Here is a 19,924-nt window from a genome sequence, read left to right as displayed (position 1 = left end):
GCAGCCGCGAGAGCCGCGGGCGAAGGCGGCCGGGCCTACTTCTGTTCGCAGCTCTGAGGTGCCCCGGCCCCACCGGCCGGGGCACCGTGCTGTGCGGTGCTGGCCCGGACGATCAACTGAGGTTCCACCGAGGCCGGTTCGGACACCGCGCCGGGGTCGGCGATGTGCCGCAGCAGATGGGCCACCGCGAGCGTGCCCATCTGGCTGAACGGCTGGGCGACGGTGGTCAGGGACGGCGAGCAGTACTCGGCGAGTTCGATGTCGTCGACCCCCACCACGGAGATGTCCTCGGGCACCCGGCGGCCCAGCTCGTGCAGCGCCCTGATCGCGCCGAAGGCCATCTCGTCGCTGGCGACGAACACCGCCGTGGCGTCCGGGATGCGGCCCAGGATCAGGCCGCTGCGGTAGCCGGAGGCCGGGGACCAGTCGCCCTCCAGGGGCGGCGGCACCGGCCGGCCGGCCTCCTGGAGCGTGCTGCGCCAGCCCTCGCGCCGGGCCGCGGCCTCCAGCCACTCCTCGGGTCCGGCGATGTGCCAGACGGTGTCGTGGCCGAGGTCCAGCAGGTGGCGGGTGGCCAGCCGGGCCGCGAGACCCTGGTCGATGGCGACGACCTCGGTGGCGTCGGTGCGCGAGCCGTCGATGGTGATGGTGGGCACGGCCCGGGTGAGCTGCTCGATGCGGGGGCTGCTGTGGTTCAGCGGCACCGACAGGATGACGCCCTCGACGCCCTGGTCGGCCAGCCGGGACAGGGCGGCCTCGATGGCGGAGGTGTCCAGCGAGGTGGTGGTCGCCGTGCTGACCGCGTACCCGGCGGCCTGGGCGGCGTGCTCGATGCCCGAGGTGACGGCGGCCCGTGAGTAGAAGTTCGTCTGCAGGGTGACGACGCCGATGGTGCGGCTGCGGCCCGAGGAGAGCATGCGGGCGGCGTTGTTGCGCCGGTAGCCGAGCTGTTCCACCGCGGACAGGACCTTGGCCCGCGTCTTGTCCTGCACGTTGGGGTGGCCGGACAGCACCCGGGAGACGGTCTGCGCCGACACCCCCGCGACCCGGGCCACATCCGCCATCCCCGGCGGCCGCTCCCCGCCGTCACTGTGCTTCCCCATGGGTTCCTTCCTCGTACCGGAAGTCGATGATATCGCCCACACGCCCCCTCATCTGCTCTTCCGCCTGCTCGGCGACCTCCCGAGACCGCCTATTGGCATCGATAACATTCTCTGCCATAGTTTCCGCCATCAGCGCGCCGCCCCACCGCCCGGTTCCCGCCGCCCGCGGTGCGCGCGGCCTCGCGGAGGCAACTCCTCCGCTCCACCCAGCCCTTCAGGAGGAGCCGTGAAGCGATCCATTGTCCGTATTGCCGGGACAGCGGGAGCCCTGGGCCTCGCCCTCACCGCCACCGGGTGCGGCGGTTCCGGCTCCGGCTCCACTTCCGCATCCGGCAAGGGATCGATCACATTCTGGGGCTGGGCGCCCGGCTACGCGGACGCCGTCGCCGCGTTCAACAAGAGCCATCCGGACCTGAAGGTCACCTACCAGGCCGTCCAGCCGGGGGCCAAGGGCGGGTACCAGAAGATGCTCAACGCGGTGAAAGCGGGCAACGCGCCCTGCCTGGCGCAGGTCGGCTACGAGACGCTGCCGAGCTTCGCGGCGCAGGGCGCCCTCAAGGACGTGAGCCGGTACGCCTCCGCCGACCGGGGCGACTACCAGCCGGCGGCCTGGAAGTCGGTCACCCTGGACGGCGGCGTCTACGGCGCGCCCGTGGACACCGGCCCGATGGCGCTCTTCTACAACAAGAAGGTGTTCGACTCGCTCGGCCTGAAGCCCCCCGTCACCTGGGACGAGTACCGGACCGACGCCGAGAAGATCCACGCCTCGGACCCGCACCGCCACATCTCCTCCCCCTACCTGGACTACGACTACGCGGGTCTCGCCTGGCAGACCGGCGCCGGATGGTTCGGCGTCAAGGGCGACGCCTGGCAGGTCACCATGGACTCCGCGGCCAACAGGAAGGTCGCCGACTACTGGCAGGGCCTCGCCGACGACGGCCTGATCAGCGGCGCCCCCATGTACGACCAGGCCTGGTACACGGGCATCGGCAAGGGCGACATCGCCACCATCGTCGGCGCGGTCTGGCAGGCCGGGGTCATCAAGGGCGGCGCGAAGGACGGCGCCGGCCAGTGGGCGGTGGCACCGCTGCCGCAGTGGACCGCGGGCGCCGGACAGGCGGGCAACGCGGGCGGCTCCGCGACGGCCGTCCTCAAGGGCTGCGACGAAGCCGAGGGCGCCTGGGAGTTCGCGCACTGGCTCGGCACCGACCGCGCCGCCTTCGGCACGCTCGTCGAGAAGGCCGCGCTGTACCCGGCGGCGAAGAAACTCCTCGACCTGCCCCAGCTCAAGGGCGCCGACCCGTACTTCGGCGGCCAGAAGATCTACGACGTGTTCGCCGCCGCGGCTCCCCAGGTCAACTCCTCCTGGACGTGGGGCCCGTTGATGACCAAGACCGCCGCCGACCTCGACGACGGGCTCGGCAAGGCGTGGGCGGGCAAGGGCACCATCGCCGACGCGCTGCGCACCGCGCGGAACCGGACCGTGGACGAGATGAAGAAGCAGGGCCTGAAGGTCGCCGAGTGAACGAGTCCGTCATCGACGCGGCCGACGCGGTGCCGGCCGCCCGCGCCGGCCGGCCCGCCGCGGTCACCCGCGGGCCCGCCCCGGCACCCTCTTCCGCGCCCACACCGGCACCCGTCCCCGCGCCCCGCGCGCGCCGCCTGCGCCCCCTGCTGTTCTGCGCCCCCTTCCTCGTCCTGTTCGCGGCGATGTACGTCGCGCCGATCGTCTACGCGGCGGTCAGCAGCCTGTTCACCGTCCACCGCTCCGGCCTCGGCCTCACCGCGCCGACCAGGGTCTTCGACCCGCTGGGCAACTACAGCCGGGCCTTCGGCGACCAGGCGTTCCTGTCCTCGCTCGGCCGGGTCGCGCTGTTCGGCCTGGTCCAGGTCCCGGTGATGCTCGGCGTGGCCCTCGCCCTCGCGCTGCTGATCGACTCCCGCTCGGCGCGCGGCAAGGGCTTCTTCCGGATCGCCGGCTTCCTGCCGTACGCCATCCCCGGCGTCAGCGCCGCGCTGGTCTGGTCGTTCATGTACTCGTCGCAGTCCAGCCCGATCAACCGTCTGCTGCACCCGATCGGTGTCTCGGTCCCGTTCTTCCACAGCGAGGTGGTGCTGTGGTCGGTGGCCAACATCGTCACCTGGAGCTGGGCCGGGTACAACATGATCATCATCTACGCGGCGCTCCAGTCGATCCCCGCCGAGGTCCTGGAGGCGGCCCGGATGGACGGGGCCACGGCCCTGCGGACCGCCTGGAGCATCAAGATCCCGGCGGTGCGCGGCGCGCTGGTGCTCACCGCGGTGTTCTCCGTCATCGGCTCCGCGCAGCTCTACAACGAGCCGGCGGTGCTCCAGCCGGTCTCCGACGGCTCGGTGACCTCGACGTTCACTCCGATCATGTCCGCACAGAGCGCGGTCGCGGCGGGCAACTACCCCTACGCCGCCGCGCAGTCCGTCCTCCTGGCCCTCCTGGTGGGTGTCGTGTCCTTCGTCTTCTTCAAGCTGACCCACCGCGGGGAGGAGCAGGCATGAGCGCGCTGAGCACGCGGGCGTCCCTGGTCCGTTCGCGCCGTGAGAGCCGCCCGGCGAGCCGCGTCACCGTCATGGCGCTGCTGGGCCTGTCGGCCTTCTACTTCCTCTTCCCGCTGTGGTGGCTGCTGGTGTCGGCGACCAAGCCGTTCGGCGAGCAGTTCTCCGGCAGCGGCCTGTGGTTCCACGGCTTCGGCCTGTTCGGCAACATCGCCCGGCTCAGCGGCCAGGACGGCGGGATCTTCTGGCGCTGGATGCTCAACAGCGTGCTGTACTGCGGCGTCGGCGCGGTCCTCGGCACCGCCTTCTCGGCGCTGGCCGGCTACGCGCTCGCCAAGTACGACTTCCCCGGGCGCGGCGCGGTGTTCGGCGCGGTGCTCGCGGCCGTGCTGGTGCCCAAGGTGCTGTTCACGCTGCCGCTGTACCTGATGTTCTCCGGGGTGCACCTGATCGACGACCCGCTGGCCGTGCTGCTGCCCAGCGTGGTCAGTCCGTTCGGGGTCTACCTCTCCCGGGTGTTCGCGGCGCAGAGCGTCCCCGACGAGGTCCTGGAGGCAGGACGGCTGGACGGGGCGGGCGAGTTCCGGATCTTCCGTACCATCGGGGTGCGGATGATGCTGCCCGCGCTGGTGACGATCTTCCTGTTCCAGTTCGTGGAGATCTGGAACAACTACCTGCTGCCCGCGATGGTGCTCGGCGACGACCGGCTCCAGCCCGTCACGGTCGGCCTGGTCGGCTGGAACGCGAGCCATGTCGCCGTGCCGCCCCCGCTGGTCGTCGTCGGCTCCCTGGTGTCCGTCGTCCCGCTTCTGATCGCCTTCCTCGCGCTCCAGCGGTTCTGGCGCGCGGGCATGACCGCCGGAGCCGTCAAGTGACCACTTCCGCACCGCACACCGCGGCCGCCCCCGCCCCCCTCGCTCCCTCCCCGGCCGCCGCGCTGGCCTTCGCGGACGGCACCCTGCTGCGGGCGGGCCGCCCGCACCGCGTGCTGGCCGGTTCCCTGCACTACTTCCGGGTCCGTCCCGAGCAGTGGGCCGACCGGCTCGCCCGGCTGGCCGCGCTCGGCCTCAACACCGTGGACACCTACGTCCCGTGGAACTTCCACGAGCGCGTCCCGGGCGAGGTCCGCTTCGACGGCGGGCGCGACCTCGCGCGCTTCGCGGGGCTGGCGCAGGAGACGGGACTGGACGTCATCGTGCGCCCGGGACCGTACATCTGCGCCGAATGGGACAACGGCGGGCTGCCCGCCTGGCTGACCGGCACGCCCGGGATGCGGCCGCGCACCTCCCACCGCCCCTTCCTGGAGGCGGTCGGCCGCTGGTTCGACGAGCTGGTCCCGCGCATCGCCGCGCTCCAGGCCGCCCGGGGCGGCCCGGTGGTCGCGGTGCAGATCGAGAACGAGTACGGCAGCTACGGCGACGACGAGGCGTACGTCCGCTGGGTGCGCGACGCGCTCGTGGCGCGCGGTGTCACCGAGCTGCTGTACACGGCGGACGGGCCGACCGCGCTGATGCAGGACGGCGGCAGTCTGCCCGGGCACCTCGCGGCGGCGACGTTCGGCTCCCGACCCGGCCAGGCGGCGGCGCTGCTGCGCTCGCGCCGCCAGGACGAGCCGTTCTTCTGCGCCGAGTTCTGGAACGGCTGGTTCGACCACTGGGGCGAGAAGCACCACGTGCGGTCCGCCGCCGGCGCGGCCGACGACGTGGGCGAGATCCTCGACGCGGGCGGTTCGGTGAGCCTGTACATGGCGCACGGCGGCACCAATTTCGGGCTGTGGGCCGGTGCCAACCACGACGGGGAACGCCTCCAGCCCACCGTCACCAGCTACGACTCGGACGCCCCGATCGCCGAACACGGCGCGCTCACCCCGAAGTTCCACGCCCTGCGGGAGCGGCTGGCGGCGTTCGCAGGCCCGGACCGCGCGCTTCCCGAGCCGCCCGCCGACCCGCCGCTGCTCGCGCCCCGCACCCTGGAGGTCACGCGGCGGGCCGCGCTCCTGCCCGCGCTGCGGGCGGCGGGCGAGCCGGTGCGGGCGCCCGTCCCGCTGAGTTTCGAGGAGCTGGGGCTGTCCTCGGGCCTGGTCCTCTACACCGCCGAGCCGCTGCTGCCGCCGGGCCGCCAGGAGCTGACCGTCACCGGACTGCACGACCGCGCCCAGGTGTTCGTCGACGGCGTCCCCGTGGCCGTACTGGACCGCGAGACCTCCTCGTTCAGCGTGCCGGGCACCGGGACGCGCGTGCGCCTGGACCTGCTGGTGGAGAACCAGGGCCGGATCAACTACGGCCCGCTGCTCGGCCAGGGCAAGGGCATCCTGGACGGCGTCCGCGTGGGCCGGCGGCTGGTGCACGGCTGGACCATGCACCGGCTGCCGCTGGACGAGTGGGGGCGGCGGGAAGTCGGCCGAGCCGCGTCGGCGGCGCCCTGCGACGACCGGGCGGGCTTCGCGACCGCCCGGCTGACGGTGGCCGAACCGGCCGACACCTTCCTCGCCCTGCCCGGTTTCGGCAAGGGGTTCGTCTGGGTGGGCGAGACGCTGCTGGGCCGCTACTGGGAGATCGGCCCGCAGACCACGCTCTACCTGCCCGGCCCGCTGCTGCGCGCGGGCGAGAACACCCTCACCGTCCTGGAACTCGAACGGTTCGGCGACCACCTCGCCCTCACCGACCGCCCCGCCCTGGGTCCGGCCGAGGAGTACGTCGAGACGTTCGACTGACCGCCGTGCGCCACGGCCGCCCGCTCGGGGCCGGGCGTACGGGCACGGGGGCCACGGACCGGACCGGCCCTGACACCGGTCCGTCGCGCACAGGAACCACACCCAGGGGGCCGCGCAGCCGGCGCGGCCCCGCCCCGAGCAAGGAGGACCTGTGTCACCTCACCGCAAGCAACTGGCCGCGGGGCTCGTCGCCGCGGTCGTCGCCACGGCGACGGCCCTGACCGGCGGCAGCGCGCTCGCGGCCCCCGCCGCACCGGCGGCGGGCACCCCGTCGTACACCGTCACCGTCGGCGCGAAGGGTTCCTGGACCCACCCGGACGACACTCCGGCCGCCCCCTACATCGACAAGGACGGCACCTTCCACTTCCAGCAGGCCCACTCCCTCTACGGCGCGGACGACAGCCGCGCGTGGACCTTCTTCACCGGCAAGGACTTCGACTCCGCCACCCGCGACAGCACCCTGAGCGGCGCGGTGAACCCGGCGGACTCCCGCGACCGCAACGACGACACCACGTGGCGCTGCAACAACAGCCCCACCGGCGTCGAGTCCAGCTACGCGCCCGCGGGTTCGCACTACGCGCAGAAGAACTACTGCGACCTGGCGGGCGTCTGGGTCGACCCGGACACCGGCGACTGGTACGGCCTGGTCCACAACGAGTTCACCCCGCAGCCCTTCGGTGACGGCCTGCACTACGACGCGATCGACTACGCCGTCTCCCGGGACCAGGGCCGGACGTGGACCATCAAGGACCACGTCCTCACCTCGCCGTACAGCACGAAGCGCGGCGACACGGCGGCGTTCCCGCAACAGACGTTCGACTACGGCGACGGCGACCCACGCCTGTTCGTGGACACCGCCTCCGGCTACTTCTACGTCTTCTACGGCTCCCGGATCGTCGACAAGGGCGGCAGCTGGAAGGCCTTCCACGCGCACGTGGCCCGGGCTCCGATCTCCGGCAAGATGGCGCCGGGCTCGTGGCGCAAGTGGTACGACGGCGCCTGGTCGCAGCCCGGGACGGGCGGCCGGGAGAGCAACATGGTGCCGGCCGACACCACCCACCCCACGGGCTACACCCCCGCGGACAAGGAGTACGACCCGTCGAACAGCGGGACGACGAGCCAGCAGGTGGCGGCGGGCACCATGCCGCCGACCTCGCCCCTGTTCGTCATGGACATCACCTACAACGCCTACCTGGGGCTGTACATCGGCGAACCGCAGGGCGTGGACCAGAGCGGCAAGGCACCGCAGCAGTTCTACGCCACCGACGACCTGGCCACGCAGAAGTGGCGGCTGATCGGCGACACCGGCAGCCTCACCAACGCCTCCTGGTACCGCTGGTTCCTCGACCCGGCCAGCAGGACCGGCTCGGGCATCGTCGGCAAGTCCTTCCGCTCGTACTGCTCCTTCGGCTGCTCGGGCGGCTCGTCCGGCGAATACGCGAACGTCACCATCGGCACCTCGGCGCCGGCCGCCCCCGTGGACACGGGCCGGACGTACCGCATCTCCAGCGGCGGCGGCCGGGTCCTCACCCAGGTCCCCGGCGGTTCCGCCACCACCTCCCAGGCACAGGCGGACGGATCGGCCCGGCAGTCGTGGATCTTCACCGGCAACGGTGACGGCTCGTACCGCATCGCCAACGCGGCCACCGGCGATCTGCTCGGCGTGGACTCCTCCAGCACCGCCCAGCGCGCCTGGGGCACCAGGCCCACGGTGCGCGCGGCGGGGGCAGGCGGGGCGGACGTGGGACGGCAGTGGTGGGTCGTCCCGGGCACCTCGGCGAGCGGCGTGCCCGACGGCACGTACCGGCTGGTCAACCGCTACAGCGGCCTGGTGATCGGCCTGTCCGGCGACCCGGCGCGGCCCGCGGAGACCACCCCGGCCCGCTTCTGGGACGCCGCGGGCACCGGCCCGGTCGGCGGCTCGCGCACCGCGGCCGAGCAGACGCTGACGCTCACGCCCACCGGCGCGGCGCCCGCCCCGCTCGACGGCACCCGCACGCTCGTCACCGCCGGCAAGACCCTGGAGGTCCCCGGACGCAGCACCGCGGCCGGCACCAGGCTCGACACCTGGACGCCGAACGGCGGCGACCACCAGAAGTGGCGCCTCGCCCGGCGGGACGACGGCTCCTACGAGATCGTCAACACCGCCTCGGGGCTGTGCGCCGACGTCGACGGCGGTTCCACCGCGGCCGGCGCCGGGGTGATCCAGTGGCCCTGCACCGGCGGCGCCAACCAGAGCTGGACCGTCACGCGCCTGGCCGACGGGGCGTTCACCGTGGCCTCCGTGCACAGCGGGCTGCTGCTCACCGCCGCCTCGGCGGACAGGGGCGCCGCGGTGACCCAGCGTCCCGGCGACGGATCACCGCTCCAGCGGTGGCGGATCAGCTGACCCCACCGGCCGGGGCGCCACCGCCCCGGCCACCGGCGTGTTTACGCCCCGGGCGCCCGGGTCACTCATCCGTACTACGGCTGGGAGCGGCAGGGAGCGGCAGGGAGCAGACATGATTCGTTCGGCGGATCTCCGTGAGTGGCGCAACCGCGACGTGGTCGACCAGGAAGGGCACAAGATCGGCGCGCTGGAGGCGGTCTACGTGGACACCGGCACCGACGAGCCGGCCATGGTGACCGTCCGTGCGGGGCTGCCCACCCGGCAGCGCCTGCTGTTCGTACCGGTCGACGGCGCCGTCGTGGGGCCCGACTACGTCAAGGTCGCGCAACCCAAGGGGCTGGTCAAGAAGGCGCCCTCCATCGGCACGGACGACGTCCTGCCCGCCGAGCAGGAGGCCGCGGTCTTCCAGCACTACGACCTGCCCTACGTCCCGGGCGCCGGCGGGGAACGGCGGCTCGCCCGCCGCTGACCGCCCGGGCGCCCGCCCGCGAGGAGGAGCAGATGGCCATCGACACCGTCGAGCGGCTCCTGGCCGCCCTCGATCCGCGCCACCGCGACCACGTCCGCGGCCTGCCGCGCGCCGAGCAGGAGAGCCTCGCCGCCACCTGGGAGGACGAGCTGCGCCGGGACACCGACCTGGACACGCTGAGCGAGCTGTCCCCCGCCGCGGCCGAGAGCGAGGCGGCGGCCCGGGTGGCCCGCCGGGTCCTCGACCGGCCGCACCGGTGAGGGGCGCCCCGGCCGGTCGGGACGGCAGGGCCTAGGGTGCCACCATGCCGAAATCTCGCAAGGTACGTGAAGAGGACGCCTGGGACGGTGTCGTGGTGGACAAGACCCGGGGAACGACCGACGGCTCCGGCCTCTACCACTACGTGGAGGTGCGCCTGACCGGGGGCGGGACGGGGAAGTTCCGCGTCGACAAGGCGCTGTGGGAATCCGTGGGTCCCGGAGACCGTCTGGTGAAGGAAGCGGGCGCCGCCGCCCCGGCCAAGGTCTGACCGGGACGGCGGCGCGGCGACGCCGTGGCGGCCGGGCTCAGGCCAGGTCGAACCGGTCGAGGTTCATGACCTTGGTCCAGGCCGCGACGAAGTCGGACACGAACTTCTCCTTCGCGTCGTCGCTCGCGTAGACCTCGGCGACGGCACGCAGCTCGGAGTTGGAGCCGAAGACCAGGTCGGCCCGGCTGCCGGCCCACTTCACCCGGCCGGTGGCCGGATCGAAGCCCTCGAAGGTGGTCGCGTCGGACGAGGCCGCCCGCCACTGGGTGCCGAGGTCGAGCAGGTTGACGAAGAAGTCGTTGGTGAGGACGCCGGGCGTGGTGGTGAACACGCCGAGCGGCGAGCGCTGGTGGTTCGCGCCCAGCACCCGCAGACCGCCGACCAGGACGGTCATCTCCGGTGCGCTCAGCGTCAGCAGGTTGGCGCGGTCGAGGAGCAGGAACTCGGCCGGGAGCCGGTTGCCCTTGCCGAGGTAGTTGCGGAACCCGTCGGCGGCCGGCTCCAGCGCGGAGAACGACTCGACGTCGGTCTGCTCCTGCGAGGCGTCCACACGGCCCGGCGTGAAGGGGACCTCGATCTCGAACCCGGCCTCCTTGGCGGCCCGCTCGACGCCCACCCCGCCCGCGAGGACGATCAGGTCGGCGAGGGAGACGCCCTTGCCGCCGCTCTGCGCGGCGTTGAAGGACTCCTGGACGCCCTCCAGGGTGCGCAGCACGCTCGCGAGCCGGTCGGGGTCGTTGACCTCCCAGCCGCGCTGCGGCTCCAGGCGGATCCGGGCGCCGTCGGCGCCGCCGCGCTTGTCGCTGCCGCGGAAGGAGGAGGCCGACGCCCACGCGGTGGAGACCAGCTCGGACACCGACAGGTCGGTGGCGAGGATCTTCGCCTTGAGGACGGCGACGTCCTCGGCGTCGATGAGGTCGTACGTCCGCTGCGGCAGCGGGTCCTGCCAGAGCAGGGTCTCGGCGGGGACCTCCGGGCCGAGGTAGCGGGAGACCGGGCCCATGTCGCGGTGGGTCAGCTTGAACCAGGCCCGGGCGAAGGCGTCCGCGAACTGGTCGGGGTTCTCCAGGAAGCGCCGCGAGATCGGCTCGTAGACCGGGTCGAAGCGGAGCGAGAGGTCGGTGGTGAGCATCGTGGGCTGGTGCCGCTTGTCCGGGTCGTGCGCGTCGGGCACGGTGCCGGCGCCCGCGCCGTCCTTCGGCCGCCACTGGTGGGCGCCCGCGGGGGACTTGAACAGTTCCCACTCGTAGCCGAAGAGGGTCTCGAAGAAGGAGTTGTCCCACCGGGTGGGGGTCGGCGTCCAGGTCACCTCCAGACCGCTGGTGATGGTGTCGCCGCCCTTGCCGGTGCCGAAGGTGTTCTTCCAGCCGAGGCCCTGCTCCTCCAGGCCGGCGGCCTCCGGGTCGGGGCCGACGTTGTCCGCCGGACCGGCGCCGTGCGTCTTGCCGAAGGTGTGGCCGCCGGCGATGAGGGCGACGGTCTCCTCGTCGTTCATCGCCATCCGGCGGAAGGTCTCACGGATGTCGCGGGCCGCGGCGATCGGATCCGGGTTGCCGTTCGGCCCCTCGGGGTTGACGTAGATGAGGCCCATCTGGACGGCGCCGAGCGGGTTCTCCAGCTCGCGGTCGCCGGTGTAGCGCTGGTCACCGAGCCAGGTGGTCTCGGGACCCCAGTAGACGTCCTCCTCGGCCTCCCAGACGTCCTCGCGGCCGCCGGCGTAGCCGAAGGTGGTGAAGCCCATGGACTCCAGGGCGACGTTGCCGGCGAGGATCAGCAGGTCGGCCCAGGACAGGTTGCGGCCGTACTTCTTCTTGACGGGCCACAGCAGGCGGCGCGCCTTGTCGAGGTTGGCGTTGTCGGGCCAGCTGTTGAGGGGGGCGAAGCGCTGCTGGCCCGCGCCGGCGCCGCCGCGGCCGTCGCTGATGCGGTAGGTGCCCGCGCTGTGCCAGGCCATGCGGATGATCAGCGGGCCGTAGTGCCCGAAGTCGGCGGGCCACCAGTCCTGCGAGGTGGTCAGCACCTCGGCGATGTCCCGCTTCACGGCCGGCAGGTCGAGGCTCTTGAACGCCTCGGCGTAGTCGAAGTCCTCACCGAACGGGTTGGCCACGGCGGGGTTCTTGGCGAGGATCTTCAGGTTCAGCCGCTCCGGCCACCACTGGCGGTTCCCGCCGCCCTGCGTCGGATGGGGTGCGCGTCCGTGCGCGACCGGGCAGCCGCCGCCCGCTTCCTCCGTCTTCGGGTCGGTGACGATGGCCTCGTGGTTCTCGGACATGGAAATCCTTCCGGGCTGGGCGGATCACGGTGCTCACGTGCTGGGCGCGGTGGAACAGGCGGGGCACTGGCCCCAGTAGACGACCTCGGCCTCCTCGATGGAGAAGCCGTGGGAGGCGGACGCGGTCAGGCAGGGTGCCTCGCCTCTCGCGCAGTCCACGTCGGCGACGGCACCGCACGACCGGCACACGACGTGGTGGTGGTTGTCCCCGACGCGGCCCTCGTACCGGGCGGGGCTGCCGGCCGGTTCGATGCGGCGTACGAGTCCTGCCGCGGTGAGCGCGTGCAGGGCCTCGTAGACGGCCTGCAGGGAGATGTGGCCGACGCGGGCGCGCACCCCGCAGGCGAGGTCCGCCACGCCGAGGTGGTCACCCGCGCGGACGGTCTCCAGGAGGGCGACACGGGCGGCCGTCACCCGCAGCCCCGCACCGCGCAGTTCCTCGGCGGTCGTCGGGGGCCGGGCTGGCGTCATGGCGCCGAACCTACCGCCGCAGACACGAACGGTTCAAGAAAACGAACGGTCAAAGTCCGGTACTGATCGCGCGGACTGCTTCCAGGGCGGGGCCGGCCGGGACCCCTTCGACGAGGACGCCGGCCGGGGCGAACGAGGCGGGCCGGACGCGGGAGGCCCGGGGAGGAAGGTGCGGCGGGGCAGTCGGGGCCCCTGAGCCGCGTCACCGACGCCGTCCGGGCGCCCGCGGGAACAGGGCCGGATCCGCCGGCGGACGGGCCTCGGCCGGGCCGGTGCCCCGGGCGGGGGGCGCCGGCCCGGCCGGGGCGGATCCGCGGGAGTTCAGCCGCCGAGGGCCGTCAGGACGACCTGCTGCGCCTCGTCCTGGACCTGGCGGAGGTGGTCGGCGCCGCGGAAGGACTCGGCGTAGACCTTGTAGACGTCCTCGGTGCCGGAGGGGCGGGCCGCGAACCAGGCGTTCTCGGTGGTCACCTTGATGCCGCCGATGGAGGCGCCGTTGCCGGGTGCCTCGGTGAGCACGGCGGTGACCCGCTCCCCGGCGAGGGTGTCCGCGGTGACCTGGGCCGGGGACAGCTTGGCGAGGCGGGCCTTCTCCTCGCGGGAGGCGGGTGCGTCGATGCGGGCGTAGGCGGGCTCGCCGAAGCGGTCGGTGAGGGCCGCGTAGTGCTGGGAGGGCGTCTTCCCGGTGACGGCCGTGATCTCGGAGGCGAGCAGGGCCAGGATGATGCCGTCCTTGTCGGTGGTCCACACCGAGCCGTCGCGGCGCAGGAAGGACGCCCCGGCGGACTCCTCGCCGCCGAAGCCGAGCGAGCCGCCGGCCAGGCCGTCCACGAACCACTTGAAGCCGACCGGCACCTCCACGAGCCGCCGTCCGAGGTCGGCGGCGACCCGGTCGATCATGCCGGAGGACACCAGGGTCTTGCCCACGCCCGCGGTCGCGGGCCATTCGCCGCGGTGGGCGTACAGGTAGGAGATGGCCGTGGCGAGGTAGTGGTTGGGGTTCATCAGTCCGCCGTCGGGGGTGACGATGCCGTGCCGGTCGGCGTCGGCGTCGTTGCCCGTGGCGATCTGGAACCGGTCGCGCTGCTCGATCAGCGAGGCCATGGCATACGGCGAGGAGCAGTCCATGCGGATCTTGCCGTCCCAGTCCAGCGTCATGAAGCGCCAGGTCGGGTCGGTGAGCGGGTTGACCACGGTCAGGTCGAGCCGGTGCTGTTCTGCGATGCGTCCCCAGTAGGCCACCGACGCGCCGCCCAGCGGGTCGGCGCCGATGCGCACGCCCGCGCCGCGGATCGCGTCCAGGTCCAGCACGCTGGGCAGGTCGCCGACGTAGGCGCCGAGGAAGTCGTGGCGTCCGGTGGTCCCGGCGGCGAGCGCACGGGCGTAGGGGATGCGCCGTACGTCCTTCAGGCCGCCGGCGATGATCTCGTTGGCCCGGTCCTGGATCCAGGAGGTGGCGTCCGAGCCGGCCGGGCCGCCGCTGGGCGGGTTGTACTTGAACCCGCCGTCGGCGGGCGGGTTGTGCGAGGGCGTGACGACGACGCCGTCGGCGAGGCCCGAGGTCCGCCCGCGGTTGTGGGTGAGGATGGCGTGCGAGACGGCGGGGGTGGGGGTGTAGCCGTCGGCGGCGTCGACGAGGACGGTGACACCGTTGGCCGCGAAGACCTCCAGCGCGGTGACGCGGGCGGGCTCGGACAGGGCGTGGGTGTCCGCGCCGAGGAAGAGCGGGCCGTCGGTGCCCTGCCCGGCGCGGTACTCGCAGATGGCCTGGCTGGTTGCGGCGATGTGGTCCTCGTTGAAGGCCGTCGCCAGGGACGAGCCGCGGTGCCCGGACGTCCCGAACGCCACCCGCTGCCCGGGTTCGGCCGGATCGGGGTGCAGCGCGTAGTACGCGGTCACCAGCCGGGCCACGTCGATCAGCTCCTCCGGACGGGCCGGCCTGCCCGCTCGTTCCTGCACCATGACACCCACTCCTCGTGTTCGGTCGTGTGTCCGCTCGCGATCTCCATCTTCCCCCGCCCGCGAACGGGAGGCGCACCCACGTCCCGGGGCGCCGTCCCCCCGGCCCCGGGACCCGGTGCGCCTCCCCGGCCGCCGGCCCGGCCGGCCCCGGTTCACCGTCCGGGCACGCTGTCCGACAGTGCGGCGCCGCCCAGTTGTTCGAACCTCTGCTGGACGTTGGCGGCGAAGGCCTGCGACTCGGCGCCGCCGTAGCCCTGCCCGGTGGTGTTCATCGCCACCGTGAGGACTCCCTTGAACGGGGCGCTGGGCGAGGTGCGGATCGGCGTGCACAGGAAGTCGAAGTCCTGCGGGGTCGCGGAGTCGTACGTCCGCAGCGACGCCCGGGGCACGCTGGTCGGCCGTCCCGTGCGCAGCGCGTCGTCCATCGCGGCGAAGACGCCGATCCGGTCCAGGCCGGGCAGCACGTTGCGGCCGAGGCTGAACTGGGGGACCATGCCGAAGGCCTGCCCCTGCCTGCCGTTGGCGTAGCGCAGCAGGTGGTCGGGGCCCTCGGTGAGCATGATCGGGAAGGGCGCGCCGTCGAAGACCGCGAACAGTTCCTGCTGCTGGGCGAGGAGGCTGTCGCGCAGCTTGAACTCGGACAGCAGGGTCTCGGACAGTTCCTGCATGCCCAGCTTGAGCTGGCGGTCCCAGGCACGCGGCTTGAAGTCGGCGACGCACACGGTGCCGAGGATCACGCCCGTGTTGTCGCGCAGCGGCGTGCCCAGGTAGGAGCGCACGCCCAGGTCGTTGACGAGCGGGTTGCCCTTGAAGCGGGGGTAGTCGAAGACGTCGTCCAGGGCGAGCTGGGACTGCTGGGCGACCACGTGCGGGCAGAAGCCGTAGTCGCCGGGCGCCTCGCGGGCGAGGTTGCTGAGGTCGAAGGGGATGCCGCCGCCCGAGACGTCCACGGGGTCCTCGGGGGTGCCGCCGGGCACGTACATGCCCCGGAACATCTGGCGCTCGTCGTTGATGAAGTTGACCATGGCCAGCGGGGACTGGGTGAACGTGGCCGCGAGCCGCGCGATGCGGTCGAAGGTGGCCTCCGCCTCGACCGTGTTGAGGCCGAGAATCCTCAGCCGGTTGGTCCGCTGCTCGCCTGCGGCACGGTGCTGTTCGGGTGACAGGGATTCCATGGGGTCAGATCAAAGCAGAGATCCGGCCGCCGTGGATCACCACTCCAGGTCATTCCGCCCCCGGCCGCCCCACCGTCAACACGTCGGCGCCGGCGTGGACTTGTCCGCCCTGCCGTCCGGGGGCGGTCGCGGGCGGGCGCCGCGCACGGGCTGTCCCGGCGGTGCGGTGGGGGCGCCGGGTGGCCATCAGGAGAGTCTGTCCAAACTTTTCAATGTTTCAACATCGAGCGATCACTTCCCGTCATTCTTGGATCGCACATCGTTCCGAAACGACTTCACCCCCGACAATCATGCGGTGGACTTGCTGCCGCCCCCGGGGATCCGGTCCGAGGCGGCGTCACATGCTCGAATGTTGGTTCGAATTGGGAAGGTGAGGCGGGTGCGCGGTCCCCGGTCCGTACCCGAGGCACGGGAACGTCGAGACCGCCGGCCCCCCTCCCCGCGGCGGGTCCCGGAACTCCGCCCGAAAGGGGGGTCGCGAGCCGGGCGCCCCCCGTGCCCGGAGCTCTTACCCCACGACCCGCGCCGGCTGCCCTGACCGGACGGTCGTACGAGGCGGCCGCCCGCCCGGACACAGCGCCGCCTCCCCCACGGCACGCGCCTGCGGGCCGCACGCGCAGGGAACTCCAGCGCCCGGCCGCCCGGTCGTCCCCCTGCCGTCCCCGCCCCCGGACGGCACGTGGCTCGCCGCGGGCACATGACGGACGCGTGGACCGGGTGCGTGGGGCAAGGTGCCATGGGGCAAGGTCGACTACGCCACGGCGTAGGGACCGTGCGACGTATGAACGGAGTTCTCTCATGAACAGGTCCGACGTGGACCCTCGGTCGGTCGCGGTGATCGGCATGGCGTGCCGGCTGCCCGGGGCGTCCGCGCCCGACGCCCTGTGGGCCCTGCTGCGCGACGCCGTGGACGCCACGAGCGAGACACCCCCCGATCGCTACGACGTGGACGCCCTCTACTCCCCCGAGCCGAGACAGGGCCGGATAGCCGCCCGGCGCGGCGGCTACGTCGACGAGGTCGCCGAGTTCGACGCCGAGTTCTTCGGCATGTCCGCCACCGAGGCCACCGAACTCGACCCGCAGCAGCGGCTGCTGCTGATGACGGCCTGGGACGCGCTGGAGGACGCCGGCCAGAACCCCGACCGGCTGGCGGGCAGCCGCTCGGGCGTCTTCGTCGGCAACACCCGCGCAGACCACCTGGAACTCGCCCTGCGCCGCGGACCGGACTCGGTGACGGCCGCCCAGCTCAACAACTTCCGTTCCCTGCTGCCCGCCCGGCTGTCCCACTTCCTCGACTTCCGCGGCCCCAGCATCGTGGTGGACACCGCCTGCTCCTCCTCGCTCGTGGCCGTGCACCAGGCCGTGCAGAGCCTGCGCGCCGGCGAGACGCCGCTGGCCCTGGCGGCCGGCGTGAACGTGCCGCTGCGCCCCGACGAGGGCCTCGTGCTCTCGCACGCGGGCGCGATGGCCGGGGACGGGCGCTGCAAGTTCGGTGACGCGGGCGCGGACGGCTACTCGCCCAGCGACGCGGTGGCCGTCGTGGTCCTCAAGCGGCTGACGGACGCCCTGGCCGACGGCGACCGGATCCGCGCCGTCGTCCGGGGAAGCGCCGTCGGCAACGACGGCCGCACCAGCGACTCGGTCCTCAACCCCTCCCTGCAGGGCCAGTTGGACGTGCTGCGCTGGGCGTACGAGGACGCGGGCGTGAACCCGGCCGACGTCGACTACGTCGAGGCCCACGGCGCGGGATCCCCCGCCCTGGACCCGCTGGAGCTGAGGGCCCTGGGCGAGGTGCTCGGAGCCGGCCGGCCCGCCGGCCGGCCGCTCCTGGTGGGTTCGGTGAAGACCAACATCGGCCACGCGGAGGCCGCCGGGGGCATGGCCGGCCTCATCAAGACCGTCCTGTGCCTGGAGCACGGCCAGGTGCCCGCATGCCTCCACCTGGACACCCCGCACCCGGGCGTCGACTGGGACGCGCTGCCGCTGACCGTGCCGGACAAGCTGCGGGACCTGCCCGTCCTCGGCCGCCCCGCCGTCGCCGGAGTCGGCGGGCAGGGCTCCTCCGCCCTCAACGCCCACGTGGTGCTCGCCCAGCCCGACCCGCGCCACATGCCGCCCGCCACCGAGCCGGACGGCGGTCCCCACCTCCTCGCCCTCTCGGCCCACACCCCCGCCGCGCTGGACGCGCTGCGCGAGGCCTACGTGCGCTACCTGCGGCCGGGCGGCGCGGGCGCCTCGTACGCGCTGCGCGACATCTGCCACAGCGCGGCCGCCCGGCGCCGCCACCACGCGCACCGCCTGGCGGTCACCGGCCACACCCACGAGGAGCTGGCGGCGGCCCTCGCCGGGACACCGGCACCGGTCGCCGGCGGCCCGCTGACGGCCGTCGCCGAGCGCTACCTGGCGGGCGGCGACCTGGAGTGGGCAACGATGTCCGGCGCACCGGGCCGCTGCGTACCGCTGCCTCCCTACCCCTGGCAGACACGGCGGTACTGGGCGGGCGAGGAGCCCCGCGGCGGCCACCGGGCCCCAGACGGCGCGGACCTGGCGGACCGGGTGCTGCGCGAGCACGCCCGCACCGGCTTCGACGACGCCTCCGGCCTCACCGACATCGGCATCGACTCGCTCGCCAAACTGCGGATCGTGGTGGAACTGGCCGAACGGTGCGGACAGGAGATCGATCCCGAGGAACTCGGCGCACTGCGCACGGTCGGTGAGCTGCGGCAGTGGACGCGAACGCTCCAGGCGGCCGGCCGATGAACCATCCGTCCACCCTCTACGGCTGGTTCGCCCGCTCGGCCGCCGCCCATCCCGACGCCCCCGCGCTGGAGGTCGCCGGGGCGTGCCTGACCTACCGGGAACTGCGCGCGGCCGCCGAACGCCTCGCCGCCCGGCTGACCGCCGCGGCCGGGGGCACCGCGCCGCGGCGCGTCGGGCTGCTGGCGACCCGCTCGGTGACCGCCTACGCCGGGTACCTCGCCATCCTGCGCACCGGCGCGGCCGTCGTACCGCTCAACCCCGAACACCCCGCCGCGCGGACCGCCGCGATCGCCGCGGCGGCCGGCCTGGACCTGGTGCTGACCACGAGCGCGGACGCCCCCTCGGCCACCGGCCTCGGCACGCCCGTCCACATCCACACCGCCGACGCCGGCACCGAGGGCGCCGAGGCCGCGGACGGCGCCGGCCCCGGCGCGCCCCCGCCGCAGCCGGATCCCGACGGCATCGCGTACATCATCTTCACCTCCGGCTCCACCGGCGCGCCCAAGGGCGTGCCCGTCCGGCACCGCAACATCTGCGCCTACCTGGAGCGGGTCGCGGGCCGCTACGGCATCGGCCCGGGCAGCCGGCTGTCGCAGAGCTTCGAGCTGACCTTCGACGGATCCGTGCACGACCTGTTCGTCGCCTGGGCGGGCGGCGGCACCCTCGTCGTGCCGTCCCGCGGCCAGTTGCTGAACCCGGTCAAGACCGTCAACAGCCTGCGCCTGACGCACTGGTTCTCGGTGCCGTCGCTGATCACCTTCGCCGCCCGGCTGGGCACCCTGGCCCCGGACAGCATGCCGACCCTGCGGTGGAGCGTCTTCGGCGGTGAACCCCTGACCCTCGGGGCGGCCCGCGAGTGGCGCGCCGCCGCGCCCGGCAGCCGCCTCGAAGTCCTCTACGGGCCCACGGAAGTGACGATCTCGTGCACGGCCTACCGGTTCCCCGACGAGGTGGCGCACTGGCCGCGGACCCCCAACGGCACCGCGCCCATCGGGACCGGCCACCGGGACCTGGACCTCCTGCTGCTCGGTGAGGACGGCCGGCCCGCCGAGCGGGGCGAGCTGTGCGTACGCGGCCCGCTGCGCTTCGACGGCTACCTGGACCCGCGGCACGACGGGGGCCGCTTCCTCACCGAGGACCTCCGCCCGGCCGACGGCTCACCGCCCGCCCCGGGGCACTGGTACCGGACGGGCGACCGGGTCGCCATGGCCGACGGCCTGCTGGTCCACCTCGGCCGGACGGACCAGCAGGTCAAGGTCCGCGGGCACCGCATCGAACTCGGGGAGGTCGAGGCCGCCCTGCGCGCCCAGCCCGGAGTGCGGGACGCGATCGTCGTCACCCTGCCCGCCGCCGACGGCGAACCGGAACTCCAGGCCGCGGTCAGCGGCACCGGCTGCGTCCCCGACCGCTTGTACGGGGCGCTGGCCGGCCGCCTGCCGCCGTACATGATGCCCAGCCGGATCACCGTCCTGGACGAGCTGCCGCTCAACCCCAACGGCAAGATCGACCGCCGGGCGCTGCTCGCCGAACTCGGGCGCCCGCGCTGACCGCG

General features: G+C 73.4%; 15 protein-coding genes. 10 read left to right on the top strand and 5 right to left on the bottom strand.

All coding sequences use genetic code 11. The features are described from left to right. Window positions 1-35: 35 nt before the first annotated feature. On the bottom strand, window positions 36-1,103 hold the full coding sequence (locus IG64_RS05305; RefSeq protein WP_037852463.1) for a LacI family DNA-binding transcriptional regulator: 1,068 nt from the start codon (window positions 1,101-1,103) through the stop codon (window positions 36-38). 226 nt (window positions 1,104-1,329) lie between these two features. On the opposite strand from IG64_RS05305, the gene IG64_RS05300 reads away from it, so the two are divergent. The 8 genes from IG64_RS05300 to IG64_RS05265 all read left to right on the top strand — a co-directional run bounded on the left by IG64_RS05300 (window position 1,330) and on the right by IG64_RS05265 (window position 9,732). Continuing rightward, a complete protein-coding gene (locus IG64_RS05300) occupies window positions 1,330-2,628 on the top strand; it encodes an ABC transporter substrate-binding protein (RefSeq protein WP_037852461.1) in 1,299 nt (432 codons plus the stop codon). Then, window positions 2,625-3,635, top strand: a complete 1,011-nt coding sequence (locus IG64_RS05295; RefSeq protein WP_078883805.1) for a carbohydrate ABC transporter permease — start codon at window positions 2,625-2,627, stop codon at window positions 3,633-3,635. The genes IG64_RS05300 and IG64_RS05295 overlap by 4 nt, the downstream gene beginning before the upstream one ends. Next, window positions 3,632-4,507 carry a carbohydrate ABC transporter permease gene (locus tag IG64_RS05290; protein ID WP_051812371.1) on the top strand — a complete coding sequence of 292 codons (876 nt, stop codon included), beginning with the start codon at window positions 3,632-3,634 and terminating at the stop codon, window positions 4,505-4,507. Before IG64_RS05295 ends, IG64_RS05290 begins: the two co-directional genes overlap by 4 nt. Continuing rightward, window positions 4,504-6,345 (top strand): glycoside hydrolase family 35 protein, encoded by a 1,842-nt coding sequence (locus tag IG64_RS05285; RefSeq protein ID WP_051812369.1) that lies wholly within the window; start codon window positions 4,504-4,506, stop codon window positions 6,343-6,345. Before IG64_RS05290 ends, IG64_RS05285 begins: the two co-directional genes overlap by 4 nt. A gap of 151 nt (window positions 6,346-6,496) precedes the next feature. Further along, window positions 6,497-8,734 (top strand): RICIN domain-containing protein, encoded by a 2,238-nt coding sequence (locus IG64_RS05280; RefSeq protein WP_078883804.1) that lies wholly within the window; start codon window positions 6,497-6,499, stop codon window positions 8,732-8,734. Between the two features lie 112 nt (window positions 8,735-8,846). Next, window positions 8,847-9,203 (top strand): PRC-barrel domain-containing protein, encoded by a 357-nt coding sequence (locus IG64_RS05275; RefSeq protein ID WP_037852459.1) that lies wholly within the window; start codon window positions 8,847-8,849, stop codon window positions 9,201-9,203. Between the two features lie 32 nt (window positions 9,204-9,235). Then, window positions 9,236-9,463 carry a hypothetical protein gene (locus IG64_RS05270; protein ID WP_037852457.1) on the top strand — a complete coding sequence of 76 codons (228 nt, stop codon included), beginning with the start codon at window positions 9,236-9,238 and terminating at the stop codon, window positions 9,461-9,463. Between the two features lie 44 nt (window positions 9,464-9,507). Then, window positions 9,508-9,732, top strand: a complete 225-nt coding sequence (locus IG64_RS05265) for a DUF7489 domain-containing protein (protein WP_037852456.1) — start codon at window positions 9,508-9,510, stop codon at window positions 9,730-9,732. A gap of 37 nt (window positions 9,733-9,769) precedes the next feature. On the opposite strand, the gene katG is transcribed toward IG64_RS05265, so the two are convergent. The 4 genes from katG to IG64_RS05245 all read right to left on the bottom strand — a co-directional run bounded on the left by katG (window position 9,770) and on the right by IG64_RS05245 (window position 15,612). Further along, window positions 9,770-12,004: a catalase/peroxidase HPI gene (katG, locus tag IG64_RS05260; RefSeq protein WP_037852455.1), complete on the bottom strand. Its 2,235-nt coding sequence runs from the start codon at window positions 12,002-12,004 to the stop codon at window positions 9,770-9,772. Between the two features lie 33 nt (window positions 12,005-12,037). Beyond that, window positions 12,038-12,475, bottom strand: a complete 438-nt coding sequence (locus IG64_RS05255) for a Fur family transcriptional regulator (protein ID WP_037852454.1) — start codon at window positions 12,473-12,475, stop codon at window positions 12,038-12,040. A 321-nt stretch (window positions 12,476-12,796) separates the two neighbouring features. Next, window positions 12,797-14,437 carry a phosphoglucomutase (alpha-D-glucose-1,6-bisphosphate-dependent) gene (gene pgm / locus IG64_RS05250; RefSeq protein ID WP_037852452.1) on the bottom strand — a complete coding sequence of 547 codons (1,641 nt, stop codon included), beginning with the start codon at window positions 14,435-14,437 and terminating at the stop codon, window positions 12,797-12,799. 152 nt (window positions 14,438-14,589) lie between these two features. Continuing rightward, window positions 14,590-15,612, bottom strand: coding sequence for a GAF domain-containing protein (locus IG64_RS05245; protein WP_037852450.1), 1,023 nt, complete (start codon window positions 15,610-15,612; stop codon window positions 14,590-14,592). Between the two features lie 798 nt (window positions 15,613-16,410). On the opposite strand from IG64_RS05245, the gene IG64_RS05240 reads away from it, so the two are divergent. Both IG64_RS05240 and IG64_RS05235 read left to right on the top strand, forming a co-directional pair. After that, complete coding sequence (locus IG64_RS05240; protein WP_037852448.1) at window positions 16,411-18,372, top strand: beta-ketoacyl synthase N-terminal-like domain-containing protein; 1,962 nt, start codon at window positions 16,411-16,413, stop codon at window positions 18,370-18,372. Then, window positions 18,369-19,919: an amino acid adenylation domain-containing protein gene (locus tag IG64_RS05235; RefSeq protein WP_037852616.1), complete on the top strand. Its 1,551-nt coding sequence runs from the start codon at window positions 18,369-18,371 to the stop codon at window positions 19,917-19,919. Before IG64_RS05240 ends, IG64_RS05235 begins: the two co-directional genes overlap by 4 nt. The last annotated feature ends 5 nt before the right edge of the window (window positions 19,920-19,924 follow it).

This window comes from Streptomyces sp. NRRL S-340, assembly GCF_000720185.1.
Taxonomy (GTDB): Bacteria; Actinomycetota; Actinomycetes; order Streptomycetales; family Streptomycetaceae; genus Streptomyces.
Note: the sequence above shows the minus strand (reverse complement) of the source record. Positions and strands in the feature narration are given on the sequence as shown.

Coding starts and splice junctions, on each gene's coding strand:
- IG64_RS05240 (WP_037852448.1), top strand. CDS start 16,411: ATGAACAGGTCCGACGTGGACCCTCGGTCGGTCGCGGTGATCGGCATG.
- IG64_RS05290 (WP_051812371.1), top strand. CDS start 3,632: ATGAGCGCGCTGAGCACGCGGGCGTCCCTGGTCCGTTCGCGCCGTGAG.
- katG (WP_037852455.1), bottom strand. CDS start 12,004: ATGTCCGAGAACCACGAGGCCATCGTCACCGACCCGAAGACGGAGGAA.
- IG64_RS05270 (WP_037852457.1), top strand. CDS start 9,236: ATGGCCATCGACACCGTCGAGCGGCTCCTGGCCGCCCTCGATCCGCGC.
- IG64_RS05255 (WP_037852454.1), bottom strand. CDS start 12,475: ATGACGCCAGCCCGGCCCCCGACGACCGCCGAGGAACTGCGCGGTGCG.
- pgm (WP_037852452.1), bottom strand. CDS start 14,437: ATGGTGCAGGAACGAGCGGGCAGGCCGGCCCGTCCGGAGGAGCTGATC.
- IG64_RS05235 (WP_037852616.1), top strand. CDS start 18,369: ATGAACCATCCGTCCACCCTCTACGGCTGGTTCGCCCGCTCGGCCGCC.
- IG64_RS05275 (WP_037852459.1), top strand. CDS start 8,847: ATGATTCGTTCGGCGGATCTCCGTGAGTGGCGCAACCGCGACGTGGTC.
- IG64_RS05305 (WP_037852463.1), bottom strand. CDS start 1,103: ATGGGGAAGCACAGTGACGGCGGGGAGCGGCCGCCGGGGATGGCGGAT.
- IG64_RS05265 (WP_037852456.1), top strand. CDS start 9,508: ATGCCGAAATCTCGCAAGGTACGTGAAGAGGACGCCTGGGACGGTGTC.
- IG64_RS05245 (WP_037852450.1), bottom strand. CDS start 15,612: ATGGAATCCCTGTCACCCGAACAGCACCGTGCCGCAGGCGAGCAGCGG.